The sequence below is a fragment of the Photobacterium sp. Ph5 genome, assembly GCF_022129445.1.
GTDB lineage: Bacteria > Pseudomonadota > Gammaproteobacteria > Enterobacterales > Vibrionaceae > Photobacterium.
Genome location: NZ_JADQAQ010000005.1, coordinates 103991 through 125520, shown reverse-complemented (window position 1 = coordinate 125520; position 21530 = coordinate 103991). Strand labels below are relative to the sequence as shown.

At 40.8% G+C, this 21530-nt stretch carries 19 protein-coding genes; 2 read left to right on the top strand and 17 right to left on the bottom strand.

Annotated features, from left to right (window positions below):
• Positions 1-3 precede the first annotated feature (3 nt).
• From I3259_RS03615 to yceD, 16 genes are all read right to left on the bottom strand, one after another.
• Entirely contained in the window at positions 4-474 is a 471-nt protein-coding gene (locus I3259_RS03615; RefSeq protein ID WP_255721069.1) for an RDD family protein, read from the bottom strand.
• 6 nt (positions 475-480) lie between these two features.
• On the bottom strand, positions 481-2097 hold the full coding sequence (locus I3259_RS03610) for a PTS transporter subunit EIIC (protein ID WP_238028363.1): 1617 nt from the start codon (positions 2095-2097) through the stop codon (positions 481-483).
• Positions 2098-3011: 914 nt separating this feature from the next.
• On the bottom strand, positions 3012-4520 hold the full coding sequence (locus I3259_RS03605) for a PTS transporter subunit EIIC (RefSeq protein ID WP_238028362.1): 1509 nt from the start codon (positions 4518-4520) through the stop codon (positions 3012-3014).
• Positions 4521-5129: 609 nt separating this feature from the next.
• Complete coding sequence (locus I3259_RS03600; protein ID WP_238028361.1) at positions 5130-5906, bottom strand: YchF/TatD family DNA exonuclease; 777 nt, start codon at positions 5904-5906, stop codon at positions 5130-5132.
• Positions 5907-5970: 64 nt separating this feature from the next.
• Entirely contained in the window at positions 5971-6933 is a 963-nt protein-coding gene (holB, locus tag I3259_RS03595) for a DNA polymerase III subunit delta' (RefSeq protein ID WP_238028360.1), read from the bottom strand.
• Position 6934: 1 nt separating this feature from the next.
• Entirely contained in the window at positions 6935-7564 is a 630-nt protein-coding gene (gene tmk / locus I3259_RS03590; RefSeq protein WP_238028359.1) for a dTMP kinase, read from the bottom strand.
• Positions 7561-8580, bottom strand: a complete 1020-nt coding sequence (gene mltG, locus I3259_RS03585) for an endolytic transglycosylase MltG (protein WP_238028358.1) — start codon at positions 8578-8580, stop codon at positions 7561-7563. The genes tmk and mltG overlap by 4 nt, the downstream gene beginning before the upstream one ends.
• Positions 8574-9383: an aminodeoxychorismate lyase gene (gene pabC / locus I3259_RS03580; RefSeq protein ID WP_238028357.1), complete on the bottom strand. Its 810-nt coding sequence runs from the start codon at positions 9381-9383 to the stop codon at positions 8574-8576. The genes mltG and pabC overlap by 7 nt, the downstream gene beginning before the upstream one ends.
• A gap of 111 nt (positions 9384-9494) precedes the next feature.
• Positions 9495-10733, bottom strand: a complete 1239-nt coding sequence (gene fabF / locus I3259_RS03575) for a beta-ketoacyl-ACP synthase II (RefSeq protein ID WP_238028356.1) — start codon at positions 10731-10733, stop codon at positions 9495-9497.
• An 88-nt stretch (positions 10734-10821) separates the two neighbouring features.
• Positions 10822-11055: an acyl carrier protein gene (gene acpP, locus I3259_RS03570; RefSeq protein WP_005368712.1), complete on the bottom strand. Its 234-nt coding sequence runs from the start codon at positions 11053-11055 to the stop codon at positions 10822-10824.
• A gap of 157 nt (positions 11056-11212) precedes the next feature.
• Positions 11213-11947, bottom strand: coding sequence for a 3-oxoacyl-ACP reductase FabG (gene fabG, locus I3259_RS03565; protein ID WP_008987487.1), 735 nt, complete (start codon positions 11945-11947; stop codon positions 11213-11215).
• Positions 11948-11973: 26 nt separating this feature from the next.
• Positions 11974-12903, bottom strand: a complete 930-nt coding sequence (fabD, locus tag I3259_RS03560) for an ACP S-malonyltransferase (RefSeq protein ID WP_238028355.1) — start codon at positions 12901-12903, stop codon at positions 11974-11976.
• A 119-nt stretch (positions 12904-13022) separates the two neighbouring features.
• On the bottom strand, positions 13023-13979 hold the full coding sequence (locus I3259_RS03555; RefSeq protein WP_238028354.1) for a beta-ketoacyl-ACP synthase III: 957 nt from the start codon (positions 13977-13979) through the stop codon (positions 13023-13025).
• A 5-nt stretch (positions 13980-13984) separates the two neighbouring features.
• Positions 13985-15010 (bottom strand): phosphate acyltransferase PlsX, encoded by a 1026-nt coding sequence (gene plsX / locus I3259_RS03550; RefSeq protein WP_238028353.1) that lies wholly within the window; start codon positions 15008-15010, stop codon positions 13985-13987.
• 9 nt (positions 15011-15019) lie between these two features.
• Positions 15020-15190: a 50S ribosomal protein L32 gene (rpmF, locus tag I3259_RS03545; RefSeq protein ID WP_005368719.1), complete on the bottom strand. Its 171-nt coding sequence runs from the start codon at positions 15188-15190 to the stop codon at positions 15020-15022.
• A gap of 20 nt (positions 15191-15210) precedes the next feature.
• Complete coding sequence (gene yceD / locus I3259_RS03540; RefSeq protein ID WP_005368721.1) at positions 15211-15729, bottom strand: 23S rRNA accumulation protein YceD; 519 nt, start codon at positions 15727-15729, stop codon at positions 15211-15213.
• Positions 15730-16187: 458 nt separating this feature from the next.
• Between yceD and I3259_RS03535 the strand changes: the two genes are divergently transcribed.
• A complete protein-coding gene (locus I3259_RS03535) occupies positions 16188-16769 on the top strand; it encodes a nucleoside triphosphate pyrophosphatase (RefSeq protein WP_238028352.1) in 582 nt (193 codons plus the stop codon).
• 63 nt (positions 16770-16832) lie between these two features.
• Here the strand turns inward: I3259_RS03535 and rluC are convergent, their stop codons facing one another.
• Positions 16833-17777 (bottom strand): 23S rRNA pseudouridine(955/2504/2580) synthase RluC, encoded by a 945-nt coding sequence (gene rluC / locus I3259_RS03530; protein ID WP_238028351.1) that lies wholly within the window; start codon positions 17775-17777, stop codon positions 16833-16835.
• Between the two features lie 436 nt (positions 17778-18213).
• Here rluC and rne point away from each other — a divergent pair, with 436 nt between their 5' ends.
• Positions 18214-21495 (top strand): ribonuclease E, encoded by a 3282-nt coding sequence (gene rne / locus I3259_RS03525; protein ID WP_238028350.1) that lies wholly within the window; start codon positions 18214-18216, stop codon positions 21493-21495.
• Positions 21496-21530: the final 35 nt, after the last annotated feature.

Below are 21530 nucleotides of genomic sequence, written 5' to 3'. Positions count from 1 at the left end.
TTTTTAACGCTCTACCACATTAGTATGATTTTTCTTGTCATGCCAAGGTGGATTGGTAAAGGTAAGGTATTGCACACCAGCGTATAGGGGGTACAAACCCAGTGTGGCAATACAAAGATAAATCTTATCAAACTCACGTTTTAAGTAACGTTGCTTAGTGAGTAGTTCATCGTCATTAGATATCACTTTCACGCTTAACAACGCACGTGATAATGAAGTACCTAGTAAGCGGTAACACAACCAGTGATAGCCCATAAAGACACCGATGAATAACGCCATGATGCCAATAATTAACAGTAACAACACTGGTAGCGCCATCATATCGTTAAGCGATAACGTGACCCCTGTGCCATTGGTGATATAACCAATCACACCAAGGAAGATATCTTTGGCAATCATTGCAAACATCTGCACGATGGCCATATCAATCATAAATGTACCGACACGCCTATATTTTAACGAAAAGCTACTCATCACTAATTACTTACCTAGTTTCGAGTTAATTTGTGCTTTAAAGCCAGCCGCTTGTGCACCGTAGATAGCTTGGATACCCGTACCGCCTACTTTCACTAAGCCTTTCGCACCTAGGTTTTCAGTCCAGTACTTGTTGTCTTTAACCAAGTCACCATCTTTAACTGTGATACGTAGACGTGTAATACATGCATCAACGTCAACGATGTTATCTTTACCACCTAGCGCTTCGATCATCTCATCAACTTGGCTGTCGTTAGCACCGCCCGCTTTTGCTTCTTGATAATCTTTCTTACGAACAACCGCTACAGCACTACCCTTACGACCAGGCGTCTTAATATCGAACTTCACGATGAACCAGCGGAACAACAAGAAGTATACAGGACCGTAAATTAGACCTAGTAGTGGGATGTAGTACCAATGGTTCTCAGTACCCGTTAGGCCAGGAAGCATACCGAATAGTGCGAAGTCGATGAAACCACCACTGAACGTCATACCTACTTTCACGTTTAGTAAGTCCATGATCATGAATGATAGACCTGCTAGTGGCACGTGGATGAAGTAGTAAAGCGGTGCAGATAGGAATAGGAATGTAAATTCAATTGGCTCTGTAATACCTGTTAGGAACGCTGTTAACGCAACAGAGAACAATAGACCACCTACTTCTTTCTTATTCTCTTTATCAGCTAGTGTGTACATTGCGTATGCAGCAGCAGGTAGACCGAACATCATGAATGGGAATTTACCTGTCATGAAGTTAGTTGAAGAGAACTGAGAGTAATCGCCATTAGCTAGAGAGCCAAAGAAGATGTTTTGTGTACCTTTATAAACCTGACCTGCGATTTCAGCTGTACCGCCGATCTCTGTCTGCCATAGTGGAAGATAGAATACGTGGTGTAGACCAACAGGGATAAGCGCACGCTCAATGATACCGAAGATGAATGATGCAATGTAACCATGACCAGATGCAGTCATTTCACCCAGTGTAGCACCGATAGTACCGAATGCAGCACCAATGTAAGGCCATACGAATACTAGCGCAATACCGTAGAACAATGCAGAGAATGCACTTACGATAGGAACGAAACGCGCTCCACCGAAGAAACCTAGGAATTCTGGTAATTTAACGTCATGGTATTTGTTATGCAGAATAACAGTAATACCACCAGCGATCAGACCACCAAACACACCCATACTTAGCGTATTTTGAATACCTAATACATCAGCTAACACACCAGCGTAATGGTTACCCATTAACACAACAGTGTTGTTAGTTGTATCGACCATGCCAGCAACAGAAAGCGTTTTCGCAATCGCAACGTTCATTACTAAGTATGAAATAGTTGCTGCTAGTGCTGCTGCACCTTTTTCAGCACGCGCAAAACCAATAGCAATTGCTAATGCGAACATTAATGGTAAGTTTGCAAAAACGATACCGCCCGCTGCGGTCATAACCTGTAAGAAACTATTTAAAAGTGTTCCGTCTTGCAAAATACCAATGTTGTACGCATCAATCATGCTTTGGTTGGTAAAGCTACCACCAAGACCAAGCATAATACCAGCAGCTGGTAATAGTGCTATCGGTAGCATTACTGCTTGCGATAGTTTACTAAAGAAGGCTTTCATTACCTTATCTCCTCGATATGGGATCTAAACTTGTATCAAAAATAATTCAGACTTTATTTGTCTTTTTAACCATTATTTTTATTACTTCATTAAGCGTAGTAATGAACACTCACACGAGACAAGCTCAAATTACCAAGGTAATTGATTGTGATAGTGAACATTTAGCTCCTGAGTACTCTATTTATCTGAAATAACATAAACACTAACGACATACCCCCGTAGCCATAATGTTAGTATTCATTCCTTGTTATTTCGGTGTAAGTATAAATTTCGATAATTAATATAACTTGATGACTGTCATACTTACTAATAGAGAGTAATAAGACATTCAAAATATATAATATAGATCACATTGAAATACATATATTAAATATAGGAAATATAAAGGCAAGTTGTTGATTGTTAATGATTTTAATTTAATCAAAACCATTAATAACCACAATTTAATTTCTAAAAGGTAACTTATGTAACCAATGTAACGCAAGTGAAATTAATAGCAGTTGTTACGTAAGTGTAATATAAGTTTAGTATTTCGTTTATTTATTCTTATTTTAATCGAAATGCATGATAATTTATAAATTAAAAAATCGGAATTAAATACCACTTTTTATTAAGATCATTGATCTAAGCAATATTGATATAGCGGTTACACATATCCAGCACTTTTTTGTATTTAATATGCTATTGACTCTATAATTGAGTAACTTCAAATATAAGCTAAATATCACGAGTTTGAACTCAAGAGAAGCACCGTTCTATAATAGCTAGCTATTTCAATATAATTTAAGCTAAAGATTCCCCTCACAAAAAACAATAGACGCACAAACCAACATATTGATATATATGTATTTTAATGAAAAAAATCCCGTAACAGTCATTACGGGATTATGAGTATTAAAAGAATACTATGAAACTTATTCTTTATGGGCAGCTTTCTCTTCTGGTGTACGGTAGTCAAAGAAGAAAATAAGTACCATTGGCACAATAAAGGCAACTGCAATAGATACAGCATATACCCACATTGGGTGGAATACTGGAATAGTTAATAGTGACGTAAATGCAAATGCTTGAGTTTTAACACTTCCGTACATAGAACTAAGAATTGCTAACGTTACACCACCAGCTAAACAACCAGCAAGTAAACGTGGGTATACTTTCTTAAAGCGTAAATGAATACCATACAAAGATGGCTCTGATATACCACCAAATAAACCTGCAGCCAACGCACCAGAAGCCGTCTGACGCATTGTTTGATCTTTCTCACGCAGTGAAATCAGTAGTACACCCGCAGTTGCACCAAAACATGCAAAGTTCCAAACACCCATAGGCCCTTGAATGAAGTCATAACCGAGCGTTTGAATATTCATTAACATCAACGCATTTAATGGCCAGTGTAATCCTAATGGAACAAGGAATGGGTACAGTAATGGAATAAGAATTGCGAACACAAATGGTGCATGCGTATTTAACCAAGCTAAACCAAGACCTAAATACGTACCGATCCATACCCCTAGTGGACCAATCAAGAACGCAGTTAGCGGAATCATGATGATCAATGAAAGGAAAGGTACAAATACCATGTGTAGGTTATCAGGAATGATTTTCTTTAAAAAACGATACACTAAGGCCAAAATAGCCACCATGATTAACGGTACGAAAACGTTACCAGAGTAATCATTAAGCTGCATTGGTAAACCAAACACATGGGCAACATGAGAAACAGTCCCTAAGGTCGTATCTTTAATCGATGTTGTTGATGCAAGTGAGGTTAGTTTTTGAAAATCAGGCGTCATTAGAGCGCCCATGATTGCTGCACCTAACCAAGGATCAACCTTCAGTTTTTTAGAGGCGTTATAAGCAACCATAATCGGCAAGAAGTAAAATACTGAGTGCCACATTGAGTCAACAAAAACCCAACCAGCAGCCTTATCACCCCTAAAATCAACAATATGAAGGGCATCTAATACTGCACAAAGCGCAATAATTAACGACGCACCTAATAAAATACCTAAAATTGGACGGAACGAATCTGAAAGGTATTCAAAAAAACCATCAACCCACGCGACTTTTCCTCGTACACCACTAGAGCGCATAGAAGCTTTGATATCATCATTTGATGCATTATCAGCTTTCGCTTCATTCGTGCTTGTTGTGCCGCTACCCGCTTGATTTTCTAATAATTGCTGTATTGCACTATGCATAGTCGCAACACCACCACCGACAACAATTTGGTAGCGATCACCACTTTGAGGAATACACCCCATTACTTCAGGAATCGCGTCTAATGCTGCTTTATCAACAATAGAATTATCATTTAATTCAAAACGTAAGCGCGTTGCACAGCAAGTGAAGAATTTTATATTTCCTGCTCCGCCAACCCCTTCAAGGATCTTTTCAGCTGAAGACTGATTGCCATTCGACATAATTTTTACCCTTTATATATCCAAATGTACAACTGCAGAATGTCATTAGCACTCACAGAAACACCTGAAATATCTCATTAATTTAATTAGTATAATTAGGGAGTTATATAATATGCTGTCTACTTTAATCAATTTATCTTTAACATCTTGTAATGATAAATTGATTAAAACATTCCCTGAAAGCATCCCCAATAATCAATATTGCGCGTTTTTGACCGATTTCGCTAGAATATACGTAAATCACATCGAAAATATAGAACATTGATCACATTAATTTAAATAAAACGACTAAGCCACTAGTAATAAAGATAAAAAATCACTTTTTATTTGGTTTTAATGACAAATAAAAAACCAAATAGATACAATATATTAACCAAATATAATTAGTTAAATATATGTAATATTTAAAACACGAAAAATATTTAACTCATTTATATCAATATAAACATTATTAATTGAGTTTCATTTTATACTCAACATACAAATTAAGTTACATTTGTAACTTTTGTAATAATTAGCGTTAATGATTTCTGTATATTGACTTCCATCTTTGTTTTAAAAAAAAAGAGAAGACAGCGCTTCTCTTTTTTTACTACCAATATATCAATATTATTTCTTTGCTAAAGAAAATAGCGTAAAGAAATTTTCAGTGGTTGCTTGTTCAACCTCTTCAACGGAAACGCCTTTTAGCAACGCAATATATTGAGCAACTTCACGTGTATACGCAGGCTGATTTTGCTTTCCTCGGTATGGAATTGGTGCAAGGAACGGTGAATCCGTTTCAACTAACAAACGATCCAATGGCAATTGGCTCACCACGTTTTTCAAATCGCTTGCTGTATTGAATGTGACAATCCCTGAAATCGAAATATAAAAACCAAGTTCAATCGCATCTAATGCCATTTCAAGTGATTCGGTGAAACAGTGTAAAACACCACCACATTTTTCTGCCCCTTCTTCACGAAGAATGCGCATTGTATCTTCACGTGCCATACGCGTATGGATAATGAGTGGCTTATTTAATTCAACCGCAACACGAACCTGTTGACGAAAGATCTCTTGTTGAAGCTCTGCCGTATCAGGCTGATAATGGTAATCTAACCCTGTTTCACCGATCGCCACGACTCTTTCATGTTGAGCAAAAGCCTTAAACTGTTCGTAGTTATAGCCCGACTCAACATCCAAAGGATGGATACCACAAGAAGCAAATACATTTTCGTAAGGAGCGATCATTTCCATCATCTTAGGAAAAGCAGCCAACGTTACACCAACAGAAAGAAAGTACTCGACGCCTCTTTCTTTTGCTTTATTAAGTACATCATCAATCCCTGTATGTAACTTATCGTAATCAAGTTTGTCGAGATGACAATGTGAATCAACTAACACGGGCGTTCCTCTTAATCTCTAAATATGACTTATCTAATTATAAATACAAAGCTCAATACTACGCTTAATCTTGAATAAAGCCAGTTAGCCACTCTACAACTAATAGCTCAATATTCAGTCCTGTATGCAGCTCTAATTTGCGGTATAACGTATTAATTTTTCTTGATTGCTCAAGTAACAAGGCACTCGAAACCTGTGTCGCCACCTGTTGTACCGCAGTTAAAGATTCATTATGTACAAAGCTACTACTCACACCTTGTTGATACTTAATACAGTCGACCAAAAAATAGCTCAACCATTTGAGCGTCACAATACCATCGGTAGTACACATAGTAGCGACATCATAAATACCAATATTCGGTGGCTGTAAAAATTCAGCAAAGGCTTTTATCAAATTAGCATGACGAATATCCATACCACTTTCAATAAATGCTAAAGTTGACAACGGAGCTCCACTATTAAGGCGGATAGATTCCACTTTAATAGACTGCATTAATTTATGCTCAACCCACTGCTTTACACTCGATTCTATTGGTACGGGTAAACGCCATTTATTACAACGACTAACAATAGTAGGTAGTAAACTATCTAAGCTTTGCGCCGTTAAAATAAATTGACAACCTTGTGGTGGCTCTTCAAGGGTTTTCAATATCGCGTTTGCTCCCGCCTCACCCATTGCATCAGCATGTTCAATTAAAATCACACGCTGACCATTTAAATGAGAGGTTTCCGTTGCCCAGCGGTTACATTGCCGTACCACATCAACACCGATTTGTTTTCCTTCTTGTTCAGGTTTAATAACATGAAAATCAGGATGACTTTGAGCTTCAAACAATTTACAGCTATGACAAACACCACACGGTTCTATTTCATTGTTTTGGCACAATACCGTTTTAGCTAACTGGTGTGCTAGTACATCACGGCCACTACCTTTTACCGCTAACAATAAAATGGCATGGTGAAGCCGCTTTTGCTCTAACAACTGTTGCCAATTCTGCCATAACGATTCTTGCCACGGATACAACATATTATTGCTGCTCCAACCACGCTTTCAGCGCAGACTGTAGATCTTCAGTAACTTTTTCCAAACTCTGGCTAGCATCAATAATAATAACGTTTGGCTGATTTTCTGATAATTCAAGAAAACGCGCACGAGCACGATGGAAAAAATCGACATTCATTTGCTCAATACGATCTAACGCGCCACGACCACGGGCTCGTTGTAACCCCAGCTCAGGATCAATATCCATATAAATCGTTAAATCAGGACGAAAATCACCAAGTACCGTATCACGTAGATTTTCCATCAACGCCTTATTAAAACCACGGCCACCGCCTTGGTAAGCTTGAGAAGACATATCATGACGATCGCCAACCACCCACTTGCCTTGATTCAGTGCTGGTTTAATGACGTTATCAACCAATTGAATACGTGCAGCGTAAAGAAGCAATAATTCAGCCATATCAGTTAACGGCTCATCAGGATGCCCTTCTTTAACAAGTGCGCGCATTTGCTCTGCCAGCGGTGTACCACCCGGTTCTCGTGTCGATGTAGGCTCATGAATACCATGCTGTGCCAATGTCGCGATAACTTGCTTAATCGCTGTACTTTTACCAGCCCCTTCAAGGCCTTCGATGACAATAAATTTACCGATCATTGTGACTGTTTTCTTAATGTTTTTAGGTATGCACGAACCGCTCGGTTATGCTCAACCAAAGTTGTAGAGAATTTATGCCCACCTTTACCATCAGCAACGAAGTAATAGTAATTGCTTGTATCAGGATTAACGGCTGCAAATACTGACGCTTTACTTGGCATTGCTATCGGCGTTGGTGGCAAACCTTTCATGGTATAAGTGTTATAAGGTGTTGGCGTTCTAAGATCTTTTTTACGAATATTGCCGTCATATTTATCACCCATGCCATAAATAACCGTTGGATCCGTTTGTAAAGGCATTCCCTTACGTAAACGATTCATAAACACAGAAGCAACCAAACCTCGTTCTGTTGGTACGGCAGTTTCTTTTTCAATAATAGAAGCCATGATCAATACTTGATAAGGATCTTTTAAAGGCAAATCTTTCTCACGTAACTCCCATGCTGCCGCTAACTCTTTATTCATTGCTAAGTAAGCACGTTTTAATACCGCAATATCCGTTGTACCCGCTGTATAATGATAAGTATCAGGCAATAAGTAACCTTCAATTTTCACATTATCAATACCAATCGCTTTTGCAATTTGTGGCTCTGTCATGCCATCCGTAACATGCTTTAACTCGGGCTCAGCTTGAATTTGTTTTAACCAATCACTAAAACGCTCACCTTCAACCAAGGTAATCGAATACTGAAATTCCTTACCAGAAGCAATCAATGCCAGTACTTCTTTCAATGTTTTGTTTGGTTCTACACCGTAAGTGCCAGCCTTTATATCCGTTAAAGATGGATCTAATTTTCCGACCCAGCGCGTCCATTGTGATGCTTTGATCACTTTATCTTGCACAAGTTGATTAATTAACCCTCTAAACGATGTCCCTGGTTTAACTGTTAACATTACCTGCTCTGAGTTAATCACGGGCTGTACTAACTCATTTTTAACTTGAATATATGCCCAGCCAGCAGCTCCTGCCACCATTGCAGCAAGAATCAAAACAATAAGCATCAACTTCTTTAACACGTATATAGCCTCTTTTTTAATACGTCGAGTAGTGACTGTTCTTGAAAATAGTTAGAGTCAATCGCCTTTATTGGTACTAACTCCATTAACGCATTGGTTATAAAGACTTCATCAGCACAAAGCAAATCAGCCAATGAATAATCACCAAATTCTAACGTATAGGGTAAAGTTGAAAGCAATGTCATGACATGTCGTCGCATCACACCTTCAACCCCAGATCCGGTTAAATCAGGCGTAAATACACAAGTGCCTTTTCGCCAGAAAATATTAGATGCCGTTGTTTCAATAACATGCTGGTTGGTATTGAGCACCAGAGCATCTAACCACTGATTTTGTTCGACTTCTTGTTTTAAAAGCACCTGCTCTAAACGATTTAAGTGCTTCATACCCGCAAGCATTGGGCTATAACCGATTCGTTGCTGACAAATACCAAGTACAATACCTTGTTGTTGCCATTGATGATAATGATCAGGCCAATAAAACGTACTAAAAATAACTGTCGTATCATCACAACCTGTAGAGCTATAACCCCTACCGCCACTGCCTCGGCTTATTAATATTTTCACTCCACCACGATCTGTAAATGTCGCCGCGAACTGTTCAGCCTGCAGAAATACTTGTTCCCAATCAGGTTCATTAATCGCTAATCTGCGTAGCGTTTGTTGTAAACGCTCAAGATGAAATGGCCATAACAACAACTTTCCTTGTTTAACGCCTATTGTCGAAAAACAGCCATCGCCATACTGTGTAGCACGATCAGTTATTACTAACTCTCGTTGCTTCTGACTGTTAATAAACGCCATCTATTATCCTTTTTATTATAAAAAACAGCCCGATATCAATAAAGATATCGGGCTGTTAATCATATCAGGTTATCACGCGATTTTCCTGATGCTATTTAGAGACAAATATGACTACATTTTCTTAAATAGTAGAGAACCGTTAGTTCCACCAAAGCCAAATGAGTTACACAATGCGTACTCTAGGTTTGCTTGACGTGCTTCACCTGGAACATAGTCAAGATCACAACCTTCACCTGGATTTTCCAAGTTAATTGTTGGCGGAACCACTTGATCAACAAGGCTTAGAATCGTGATAATTGATTCAACAGAACCTGCTGCACCAAGTAAGTGACCAGTCATAGATTTGGTTGATGACACCATTACGTTATCAACCGCACTACCCATAGCACGCTTAATACCTAATGTTTCAGCAACATCACCAGCAGGTGTTGATGTGCCATGTGCGTTGATGTAACCAATTTGATCAGCATTAATACCCGCATCACGAATACATGCTTCCATTGCTAACGCACCACCTGAACCATCAGCACTTGGTGAAGTCATATGGTAAGCGTCACCACTCATACCAAAACCAACAAGCTCAGCATAAATCTTAGCGCCACGTGCTTTAGCATGCTCGTATTCTTCTAATACAATCACACCCGCACCATCACCTAACACGAAACCATCACGGTCTTTGTCCCATGGACGAGAAGCTGCTTGTGGATCATCGTTACGCGTAGATAATGCTTTAGCAGCAGCAAAGCCACCCATGCCTAATTCTGTTGATGCTTTTTCTGCACCACCAGCAACCATTGCATCTGCATCACCGTAAGCAATCATACGTGCAGCATGGCCAATGTTATGAAGGCCTGTTGTGCACGCAGTAGAAATCGCGATATTTGGACCACGAAGACCGTACATGATAGACATGTGGCCAGCGATCATATTTACAATTGTAGAAGGAACAAAGAACGGGCTAATTTTGCGCGGACCTTTTTCCATAAAAGCTTGATGGCCAGCTTCAATTAAACCTAAACCACCAATACCAGAACCGATAGCAACACCAATACGTGGTGCATTTTCTTCAGTAACTTCAATACCAGAATCTTTGAAAGCTTGTACGCCAGCTGCAACGCCATATTGGATAAATAAATCCATTTTACGTGCATCTTTCTTAGACATGTAATCTTCGCAATTGAAGTCTTTGATCATGCCGGCAAATTGAGTAGCAAATGCGCTTGCATCAAAATGTTGGATAGTACTAATACCACTAGTGCCAGACTGTAAAGCTTTCCAAGAAGATTCAACAGAATTACCAACCGGGGTAAGCATACCCATGCCAGTTACAACTACACGACGCTTAGACACGATTAATTTCTCCGGGAATTGAGGATAAAACAGGAATTGAAAAAAAACAGGCGGTCATAAAGACCGCCTGGATATATTAATTTTTATATTACTGTGCGCTGTTTACGTAATCGATAGCAGCTTGAACAGTAGTAATTTTTTCAGCTTCTTCGTCTGGAATCTCTGTATCGAATTCTTCTTCAAGAGCCATTACTAGTTCAACTGTATCTAGTGAGTCTGCACCTAGATCGTCAACGAAAGATGATTCGTTTTTAACTTCAGCTTCGTCTACGCCAAGTTGCTCAACGATGATTTTTTTTACGCGTTCTTCGATGTTGCTCATACTAATATATTTCCTTAACAAGAATTCGCTAATGCGATTTGCTGTAGTTTATTCATTACGACAAAAGTTGCAACACTCATAGTGCTGGTCAAACCACGATTTTATCATAAAACTAGACCAGTTTGACTTGCGTCATTAAGTATTGCAAATCTTTTGATTAAATCATGTACATACCGCCGTTAACGTGCAAAGTTTCGCCCGTTACGTAAGCAGCATCATCAGAGGCTAAAAATGCAACAGCTGCTGCAATTTCACGCGGATCACCTAAACGACCAGCAGGTACATTTGCAAGTGTGGCTGCTCGTTGATCATCATTCAGTGCTTTAGTCATATCGGTTTCGATAAAACCAGGAGCCACTGCATTAACAGTAATACCACGAGAAGCTACTTCGCGTGCCATTGATTTAGTGAAACCTAATAGGCCAGCTTTTGCTGCTGCGTAGTTGGTTTGACCCGCATTACCCATAGTGCCGACAACAGAACCGATGCTGATGATACGGCCATTACGCTTTTTCATCATTGCACGCAGTACTGCTTTAGAAAGGCGGAAGATAGATGTTAAGTTGGTATCAAGAATATCTTGCCACTCATCATCTTTCATACGCATCAATAGATTATCACGAGTGATACCAGCATTGTTCACTAAAATGTCAACATCGCCAAAATCTGCTTTAATCTGCGCTAAAACTGATTCAATCGACTCAGGTGATGTCACGTTAAGAGCAAGACCTTTACCTTTATCACCAAGATACGCACTGATAGCTTCAGCACCACTTTCAGATGTCGCAGTACCGATAACTGTTGCGCCACGCTCTGCTAAAATTTCAGCAATTGCGCGACCAATACCGCGGCTTGCACCTGTAACTAGTGCAACTTTACCTTCCAGGCTCATTGTAAATCCTCTTTAAAGCTTAATGACTACTTAGTCATTGCTGCTTCTAATGAAGCAATATCATTAACAGCAGCACCGCTAAGTGCGCGATCAATACGCTTAGTTAGGCCAGTTAATACTTTACCTGGCCCCATTTCTAATAATTCTTCGATACCTTCTGCAGCCATGCGCTCAACAGATTCAGTCCAACGTACTGGGCTGTATAACTGCTTAACAAGTGCAAGCTTAATAGCTGCAGGATCAGTTTCTGTTGCCACGTCAGCATTGTTAATAACAGGTACAGACGGTGCATTAAATTCGATAGCTTCTAGTGCTACTGCAAGTTTATCCGCAGCAGGTTTCATCAATGCGCAGTGAGAGGGCACAGAAACAGGAAGAGGCAATGCACGCTTAGCGCCCGCTTCTTTACATAGTACGTTTGCACGCTCTACCGCTTCTTTATTACCCGCAATAACAACCTGACCCGGTGAATTGAAGTTCACAGGAGAACATACTTCACCTTGAGCCGCTTCTTCACAGGCTTTCGCAATTGCGTCGTTATCAAGACCGATAATTGCAGACATAGCACCAACACCAGCCGGTACTGCTTCTTGCATTAGTTGACCACGAAGTTCAACCAGTTTTACCGCAGCTTTAAAATCGATAACACCTGCACATACTAGTGCAGAGTATTCACCAAGGCTGTGACCAGCAAGTAGCGTTGGTTGCTCACCACCTTGCTGCTGCCATACACGCCAAATCGCAACAGATGCTGTTAACAATGCTGGCTGAGTGCGTTGTGTTTGATTTAAATCTTCTACTGGGCCGTTTTGAACCAGCGACCAAAGGTCGTAACCAAGTGCATCAGATGCCTCAGAGAACGTTTCTTTAACCACATCAAATTGTTCTACTAACTCGGCTAGCATACCAACGGTTTGAGAGCCCTGACCTGGGAAAACAATCGCGAACTTAGACATTCGAGAATCCTTCTTTATTGACTAATCATTAGTCGATTAATATGCATTAAAACTAATATATCTTTTATTAGTTTTAATGCACTAAAAATAAAAGCAATGCATAACTTTTAATCAATAGATTAAAATTTCACTAATGCGGAGCCCCAAGTAAACCCGCCACCAAACGCTTCTAATAATAATGTTTGACCACGTTGAATACGGCCATCACGCACAGCTTCATCCAATGCTGTTGGTACTGTTGCTGCTGATGTATTGCCATGACGATCAAGTGTAACTACAACTTGATCCATCGACATTGATAACTTTTTCGCTGTCGCTGAGATAATACGCATATTTGCTTGATGAGGAACTAGCCAATCAAGCTCTGATTTATCCATATTATTTTCGGCAAGAGTGTTTTTTACTAAGTTAGATAACTGTGTTACCGCTACTTTAAACACTTCGTTACCTGCCATGTAAAGCCACTTGTTAGCATCAAAATCTTTACCATGCTCTGGCACAGCTAGACTCAATAAACCACCAAAATGACCATCAGCATATAAATGCGTTGAAATAATACCTGGTTCTTCACTTGCACCGATCACAACGGCCCCTGCCGCATCACCAAATAGAATAATGGTTGAGCGATCTTCAGGATCACAGCTATGAGACAGTGCATCAGAGCCGATAACAAGTACATTTTTCGCCATACCCGTTTTGATATGTTGATCTGCAACACTTAACGCGTAAACAAAACCTGTACATGCTGCTGATAAATCAAATGCAGGACAGCCCTTAATATCTAGCATACCTTGCACTTGGCAAGCTGATGATGGGAATGAATGGCTGGCGCTAGAGGTGGCAACAATGATCAAATCGATATCTTCTTTATCGATGCCCGCCATCTCAATTGCCTTTAACGAAGCTTGGTACCCCATCACGGCAACGGTTTCATCTTCAGACGAAATACGACGCTCACGAATACCTGTTCGTGTCACAATCCACTCATCGGTTGTTTCTACCATTTTTTCTAAGTCCGCGTTTGAGCGTACTTGTTGTGGCAGGTAGCTGCCAGTTCCTAGAATTTTGCTATACATGAAGACTAATAGTGCCTCTCGAGTAGGACCTCTTCTAAACGGTCACTGATTTTATTCGGTATTTGTCGTTTAACTTCGTAAACCGCTTCACTTATCGCATGAGCGAAAGCGACAGTATCAGCACTTCCATGGCTTTTAACCACAATACCGCGCAATCCTAACAGACTTGCACCGTTATACTGGTCGGGGTTCAACTGTTGTAAGCCTTCAAATAGCTCACTAAACAGCCATTTAGCAATAATACGTCGAATTGGGTTTCTACCTATTGCGTGCTTTATCCGTTCAATAAATAAGTTTGCGACCCCTTCACTTGTCTTCAAACTCACATTACCGACGAAACCATCACACACGATCACATCTGCTTTATCGGAATAAAGCTGATGTCCTTCAACGTAACCAACATAATTAATATCAGGAGATTGGATCAACATCTCTGCACAACGTTTGACCAAATCATTACCTTTGATCTCTTCTTCACCGATATTTAATAATGCAACACGTGGCGTAGTACCCAAGGTTTGTTCTGCCAGAACAGAGCCCATAACAGCAAACTGAAATAAGGTATCTGCATCACAAGACACATTCGCGCCAAGATCAAGCAACCAGGTTGGATTGTCACCACGATTAGGGATAGCTGAAATTAATGCAGGACGTTCAACACCCGGAAGTTGCTTCAATACAAAACGTGATAATGCCATGAGTGCGCCAGTATTACCTGCGCTTACACATGCATCCGCTTGACCTGCAGCAACCGCATCTAATGCCATACGCATAGATGAACCTTTACTATGTCGAAGGGCTTGTGATGGACGGGTTTCGTTGGCGATAACGGTATCGCAATGCACGATAGTCAGCCGAGGATGATTAAGCTTATTGAGGAGAGTTAACTGCGCAGTGATTGCACTTAGATCACCAAAAAGAATCAGTTTGAGCTCAGGCGAATGCAACAGTGCCTGCACGGCGGCAGGCACTGTTACTTGAGGACCGAAATCCCCGCCCATTGCATCAAGTGCAACGGTAAGACCCATCAAGGTTCAACCTTACTTGTTGATAACCTTGCGGCCACGGTAGAAACCGTCAGCTGTCACGTGGTGACGTAGGTGAGTCTCACCAGATGCTTTATCTACAGAAACTGCTGCTGTAGTTAGGGCATCGTGTGAACGACGCATACCACGTGCTGCACGTGATTTTTTGCTCTTTTGTACGGCCATTAACCCTACTCCTGTTAAATTTAACTCTTAAGATTTTTCAATACTGCAAACGGATTCGGACGCTCATCAGCAACGGGGATCTCACCAAAAGACATGTTCTTCGAGCCAATTTTACAATCAGCATCGTCGTGCATTGCGACTTGTGGTAATTCCAGAATCAATTCGTCTTCAACGAGTTGAATCAAGTTGATCTCGCCATTTTCGTCGACGATTGTCGGCTCATAGGCTTCCGGTAACTCATCTACGGCTTCTTCGTTGCGAACCGGACTATAACAGAATTCCACATGAATATGGTGTGGAAATTCTCCCTGACATCGCTGACAGGTCAACATCACGTCTACATCTGCGATACCGCGGATGAAAGGAATACGACGTTGGTCAAGGTCAAAAGACAAGTTGACGTTTGCATCACTTATTACGCTCTGGGTTGATTCAGCTAAGCGAGACAAAAGATCGGCTTTGATGATGCCATCATAATCGAGTCTTTTTTGTGCTGTGCGTACTGGATCTACCTTTAGCGGCAATTTTACCTTTTGCATAGGGCGCGAATATTAGCCTTATAGTCTGTTTGAGTCAAAGGAAATGTGTGTGATTTAACAGCTTTTGACCAATTCTCATGCTGTGATGAAAATTACAAAACGCTTCAACACCGCATCTCCGTAATAAAATTATAAATGTCTGCTACTCAATCACTTGATAGCATCATAACAATCGATGAAATAACACCCAACCTAGCGTAAAAACCAACTAATAAATGGTATTAGTACAGCACTTGTCATACCAATAACCCACGAACATTTCAGTAATATGGGTATTGTCATTATTTTAATTGGGCATCTAACAATTGTGCGGGAACATACACCGAATCGTAGAATGAAACAACCGTAATACAACAATATCAATTCAATATTATGCGAATAAAAGTTACAGCAATCATAGCGAAACTTCCTATATCATTGTTCTATTAAAATTCACTCTAAATACGTAGAACATTGTTATGACACAACCATTATTACTGGCATCAACCTCGCCTTTTAGAAAAATGCTACTCGAAAAGTTAGCTATCCCTTTTGAGACAGCAAGCCCTGAAACTGATGAGACGGCATTACCCACAGAGTCAGCCCAAGAATTAGTCTGTCGACTTGCACAATTAAAAGCCAAAGCTTGCGCCAACATCTATCCTGATTCTCTTATTATAGGATCGGATCAAGTCTGTATTATCGATGGAAAAATATTAGGTAAACCTCATACAGAAGAAAATGCTTGCAGACAATTGCAAGCTGCGAGTGGCAAAACCATAACCTTTTACACAGGGTTATGTGTTTACAATGCAAAAACACAATCAACACAGGTTATTTGTGAGCCATTCCATGTTCACTTTAAAACACTAACGCCACAACAAATTGAGAATTATGTGAGAAAAGAACAACCTTTATATTGTGCTGGGAGTTTTAAAAGTGAAGGGTTAGGAATAGCACTATTTGAAAAACTTGAAGGGCGCGATCCTAACACGCTCGTAGGATTACCTTTAATTGCATTAACTGAGATGTTAGCTAATGAGGGCATTTCTGTCTTATAAGACTTACGTCACTAACATTAGTGCAAACAAAAGGCGAGACTATTTCCTCGCCTTTCACTTTGATTACATTTGACGTAGCTTTTCCAAACAACGTTCTAAAACCGGTTCCATTGGCGCGCTAATATCCATCGCTTCACCCGTACTAGGATGCGTAAATTTGATATTTGCAGCATGAAGGAACAAACGCCCTAAACCTGTTTTTTTGGTGTAAGCATCAAAACGTGGATCACCATAACGATCATCCCAAGCAATAGGATTGCCTTCATACTGACAATGCACACGGATCTGGTGTGTACGCCCTGTAACAGGGCTAGCTTGTACTAATGTCGCCTGTGGGAAGCGCTCTAATACTTTAAAACGCGTATCAGACGCTTTACCTTGCGGGTTAACGCGCACAATGCTATTTACTTCATTTTTTAACAACGGTGCAGTGACTTTTCTGCAATTCGCTTTCCATTCTCCCATTACTAAAGCGAAGTAATATTTCTGCACCGTTTTATTTCTAAATTGCTCTTGCAGTTGACGAAGAGCTGAACGCTTCTTTGCCACTAACAAAATGCCCGAGGTATCACGGTCAATACGGTGAACCAGTTCTAAAAATCGCGCATCAGGACGTAAGGCTCGTAACGCTTCAATCGCGCCAAACTTTAAGCCACTGCCACCATGAACAGCCGTTCCTGATGGTTTATTCAGAATTAACATATGATCATCTTCGTAGATGATGCAATGTTCTAATTCCGCAACCTTATTCAACTTGGTGCTTACCGGTGCTTGTTCTTCTTTTTCAGGAACAAAAACCGGCGGTACGCGTACTAGATCACCATCCTGCAATTTATATTCAGGTTTAATACGTTTTTTGTTTACTCGCACCTCGCCTTTACGCAAAATGCGGTAAATCATACTTTTTGGTACGTTTTTAAGCCTCGCGCGGAGAAAGTTATCAATCCGCTGGCCTGCAAAGTCATCGCTAATGTCGATGAATTGCACTTTAGGTTTATCTTCTGTCATGGGTTTGATTGTATCACGCAAATAAAGCAGATTGCCGCAAAAAAGTGAGCCTGCTATCATTGTGTGCTGAGGTAGGTTTTTTTGTCTACTTCACTGACAAGATGAGCACATGATCATCTTTATGGCTATTTTTTATACAACTCAGATAATAAACGCAGCAAATGGCGTAAGACGTTAGGGTTATCGGAGTTTTTTTTAGTGCGTCAAATTACATTTTTTTTTGATGTGACAGATACAACCACTTCAATGTGGTGATACCAGCTGTATTTTTTAGATCTAACCATCTCACATACAGTTGGCTGATAAGTGTGGCCAAAAAGCACTCCTGCATTCCAACCGTGAGGTTGCAACCGTACATCAGACTTGGAGTCCGGCGCCATCAAAAAATAGATGTAACTAGCGTACTAATACAACGACAATAAATGAGTACAATATAATGAAAAGAATGTTGATTAACGCAACTCAGAAGGAAGAGTTGCGCGTCGCATTAGTTGATGGCCAAAAGCTATTTGATCTTGATATCGAAAGCCCTGGTCACGAATCTAAAAAAGCAAATATATACAAAGGCCGCATCACACGCATCGAACCAAGCCTGGAAGCAGCGTTCGTTGACTATGGTGCAGAGCGTCATGGTTTCCTTCCTCTTAAAGAAGTTGCGAAAGATTACTTCCCTGCCAATTATTCTTACCAAGGTCGTCCTAATATCAAGGAAGTCCTAAAAGAAGGCCAAGAAGTTATCGTTCAAGTTGATAAAGAAGAACGCGGAAACAAAGGCGCAGCCCTTACTACTTTTATCTCTCTAGCAGGTAGTTACCTTGTTTTAATGCCTAATAATCCTCGTGCTGGCGGTATTTCTCGTCGTATCGAAGGTGAAGAGCGCACCCAACTTAAAGCAGCACTAAGTACATTAGACCTACCGCAAGGTATGGGTCTAATCGTTCGTACAGCTGGTGTGGGGAAATCAGGTGAAGAGCTTGAGTGGGATTTAAACGTTCTACTTAACCATTGGAATGCAGTAAAAGAAGCAGCCGATTCACAATCAGCACCGTTTCTTATCCACCAAGAAAGTAACGTGATTGCTCGTGCTATCCGCGATTATTTACGTCGTGACATCGGTGAAATTCTGATCGATAGCCCGAAAATTTTCGACCGCGCACGTGATCATATTAAATTGGTTCGTCCTGATTTCTTATCTCGTGTTAAGCGTTACGAAGGTGAAGTTCCACTATTTAGCCACTACCAAATCGAAAGCCAAATTGACTCTGCGTTCCAGCGCGAAGTTCGTTTACCTTCAGGTGGTTCTGTTGTTATTGACCCAACAGAAGCGTTAACGTCTATCGATATCAACTCAGCTCGTGCTACAAAGGGCGGCGATATTGAAGAAACGGCATTACAGACAAACTTAGAAGCGGCAGATGAAATTGCACGTCAATTGCGTCTACGTGACTTAGGTGGTCTGGTTGTTATCGATTTTATTGATATGACGCCTGTTCGCCACCAACGCGAAGTTGAAAACCGTTTACGTGAAGCTGTTCGTATGGATCGCGCACGTGTTCAGATCGGTCGAATCTCGCGTTTCGGTCTACTTGAAATGTCACGTCAGCGTCTAAGCCCTTCTCTTGCAGAAGCAAGCCACCACGTTTGTCCTCGTTGTACTGGTACTGGTGTTGTTCGTGATAATGAATCACTATCGCTATCAATTTTACGTCTGATCGAAGAAGAAGCACTGAAAGATAACAGCTCACAAGTACTTGCTATTGTACCTGTGCCTGTAGCCTCGTACCTTCTAAACGAAAAACGTCGTTCAGTTCAACACATTGAAAAGTACCACGGTGTACGTGTTGTCATCGTTCCTAACTCTGATATGGAAACGCCGCACTTTGAAGTACTGCGTATTCGTGAAGGTGAAGAGCAAGATACACTTTCATACCATATCCCTAAAACGTTAGAAGCACTAAAAGAAGCAGAGGCAATTGAAGCACCACAACCTGAGCGCGTAATCAAAAAGCGTGAAGAGCCAGTACTTCAAGGTTTCACAGCGCCAAAACAACCAGCACCTGTTGCAAAACCGACAGCTAAACCGGCTCCGAAAGCAACGGCGAAGCCAACAGCAACAACGCCACAAAAGCCTGGTTTACTTAGTCGCTTCTTCTCTGTATTAGCATCATTCTTCTCAGGTAGCCCTGAACAGCAACAAGAGAAGCCTGTTGAAGCAAAAGCAGAGCAAAGCAACAATCAGAATAATCGTCGCAACAATACCCGTCGCAACGATCGTTCTGACAACCGTCGTAATAACCGTGACAACAATCGAGATAACAACCGTCGTAATAATCGACAAGATAACAACGATGTTGAAAACAATGACGAACGTCAAGAGCGTAATAACGAGCAACGCCAAAATCGTCGCCGCAATGACCGTAATGACAAAAACCGTCAAGACCGTCAACAGCAAAACGACAAGGCTGCAAAAGCACCTCGCCAAAACCGTAATAACGATGAAGCGAAAGAGCAAAAGCGTCAGTCTCGTAAAGAAGAAATTCAAGCGCAAAAGCAGCAACGTCAACAACAAAACGAGCAAACAGCAAAAGCAGCAACTGAACAACCTGCTGATACTCAACGTGACAACGAAGAAAAAGCGGTAAAAGTGAAGCAACGTCGCCAGCGTCGCCAACTTCGTAAAAAAGTACGTATCACAGATAATGTTGAAAAGTCAGTTGAACAACAAAATATTGCTGTTAATACTGTAGAAAACGTTGAAGCTGTTGAACAGACACCATCACCATTAATGGCGTTAGGCACTAGCATTGCTAAAGAAGCACAAGACAAACCTGAACAAATTCAGGGTTTGACTGACGAGCAAAGTGACAACGCAGAACAAGAAGGCACTCAACGTCGTAATCGTCGCTCACCACGTCATTTACGTGCAAGTGGTCAACGTCGTCGTCGTATGCGTGATACACGTGTCGAGAAGTCTGACTTTGTTACTAATGAAGAAGCAAACGCCATTGAACTGGCAGCTAATCAATCAACTGATAGCATTAGCGAGATGGTCAATGTTGTTTCTATCGTTGAAAAACCAAAAACAGTTCGTCCAACTTCAGGTGTAGCAATTCCTGAAATGGCAATGGGTAAAGTTTGGTCTCGTATCAAGCCAGCCGTTGAAGCAACTGTTGAGCAAAACATCACAGAAGATAAAGCCGATATTGCTGATGTAATTGATGATGTTGAAACAAATGACATCATCATTAATACACCAGTTGTAGAAGCAAAATCAGAAGTAATTGCAGTTGAAACGACACAACTTTCTGGTGTTGCAATTCCTGAATTAGCGATGGGTAAAGTCTTCCCACGCTATACAGCAGAAGAAACAACAGTGGAAATGAAGTCAGAACCTGCTGCTGAGCAAGTGATCGAGCAACCTGTTATTGTTGAAGAAGTAACAGCACCGGAAATCGAAACACAAGAGACAGTTGAGATAAAATCACCTGCAACTCAGGTTATTGATTTACCTGCTGTAGCAACAGCTGTAATGGCAACATCACCTCGTGGTTTCCATGCAGCTTCTGCAATGACAAAAGCGCCAGCACCTGAAGAACATGTTTCAGGCTCTGTTGTTCAAGCGGCACCATTACGCGAACGTACTAATACACGTGCAGCGGGTAGCCAAACAGCAACAAACAGTGCTGCAGCACCAATGACTAAACCTTCTTTTGACTAAAAGTTAAGTTTAGCAATGAAAAAGCCATGCTCTTG

What these genes read in the sequence shown, in the direction of transcription:
- I3259_RS03615 (WP_255721069.1), bottom strand. Translation starts at nt 474, where the DNA reads ATGAGTAGCTTTTCGTTAAAATATAGGCGTGTCGGTACATTTATGATT.
- I3259_RS03610 (WP_238028363.1), bottom strand. Translation starts at nt 2,097, where the DNA reads ATGAAAGCCTTCTTTAGTAAACTATCGCAAGCAGTAATGCTACCGATA.
- I3259_RS03605 (WP_238028362.1), bottom strand. Translation starts at nt 4,520, where the DNA reads ATGTCGAATGGCAATCAGTCTTCAGCTGAAAAGATCCTTGAAGGGGTT.
- holB (WP_238028360.1), bottom strand. Translation starts at nt 6,933, where the DNA reads ATGTTGTATCCGTGGCAAGAATCGTTATGGCAGAATTGGCAACAGTTG.
- tmk (WP_238028359.1), bottom strand. Translation starts at nt 7,564, where the DNA reads ATGATCGGTAAATTTATTGTCATCGAAGGCCTTGAAGGGGCTGGTAAA.
- pabC (WP_238028357.1), bottom strand. Translation starts at nt 9,383, where the DNA reads ATGGCGTTTATTAACAGTCAGAAGCAACGAGAGTTAGTAATAACTGAT.
- acpP (WP_005368712.1), bottom strand. Translation starts at nt 11,055, where the DNA reads ATGAGCAACATCGAAGAACGCGTAAAAAAAATCATCGTTGAGCAACTT.
- fabG (WP_008987487.1), bottom strand. Translation starts at nt 11,947, where the DNA reads ATGAGCCTGGAAGGTAAAGTTGCACTAGTTACAGGTGCAAGCCGCGGT.
- fabD (WP_238028355.1), bottom strand. Translation starts at nt 12,903, where the DNA reads ATGTCTAAGTTCGCGATTGTTTTCCCAGGTCAGGGCTCTCAAACCGTT.
- I3259_RS03555 (WP_238028354.1), bottom strand. Translation starts at nt 13,979, where the DNA reads ATGTATAGCAAAATTCTAGGAACTGGCAGCTACCTGCCACAACAAGTA.
- rpmF (WP_005368719.1), bottom strand. Translation starts at nt 15,190, where the DNA reads ATGGCCGTACAAAAGAGCAAAAAATCACGTGCAGCACGTGGTATGCGT.
- yceD (WP_005368721.1), bottom strand. Translation starts at nt 15,729, where the DNA reads ATGCAAAAGGTAAAATTGCCGCTAAAGGTAGATCCAGTACGCACAGCA.
- I3259_RS03535 (WP_238028352.1), top strand. Translation starts at nt 16,188, where the DNA reads ATGACACAACCATTATTACTGGCATCAACCTCGCCTTTTAGAAAAATG.
- rluC (WP_238028351.1), bottom strand. Translation starts at nt 17,777, where the DNA reads ATGACAGAAGATAAACCTAAAGTGCAATTCATCGACATTAGCGATGAC.
- rne (WP_238028350.1), top strand. Translation starts at nt 18,214, where the DNA reads ATGAAAAGAATGTTGATTAACGCAACTCAGAAGGAAGAGTTGCGCGTC.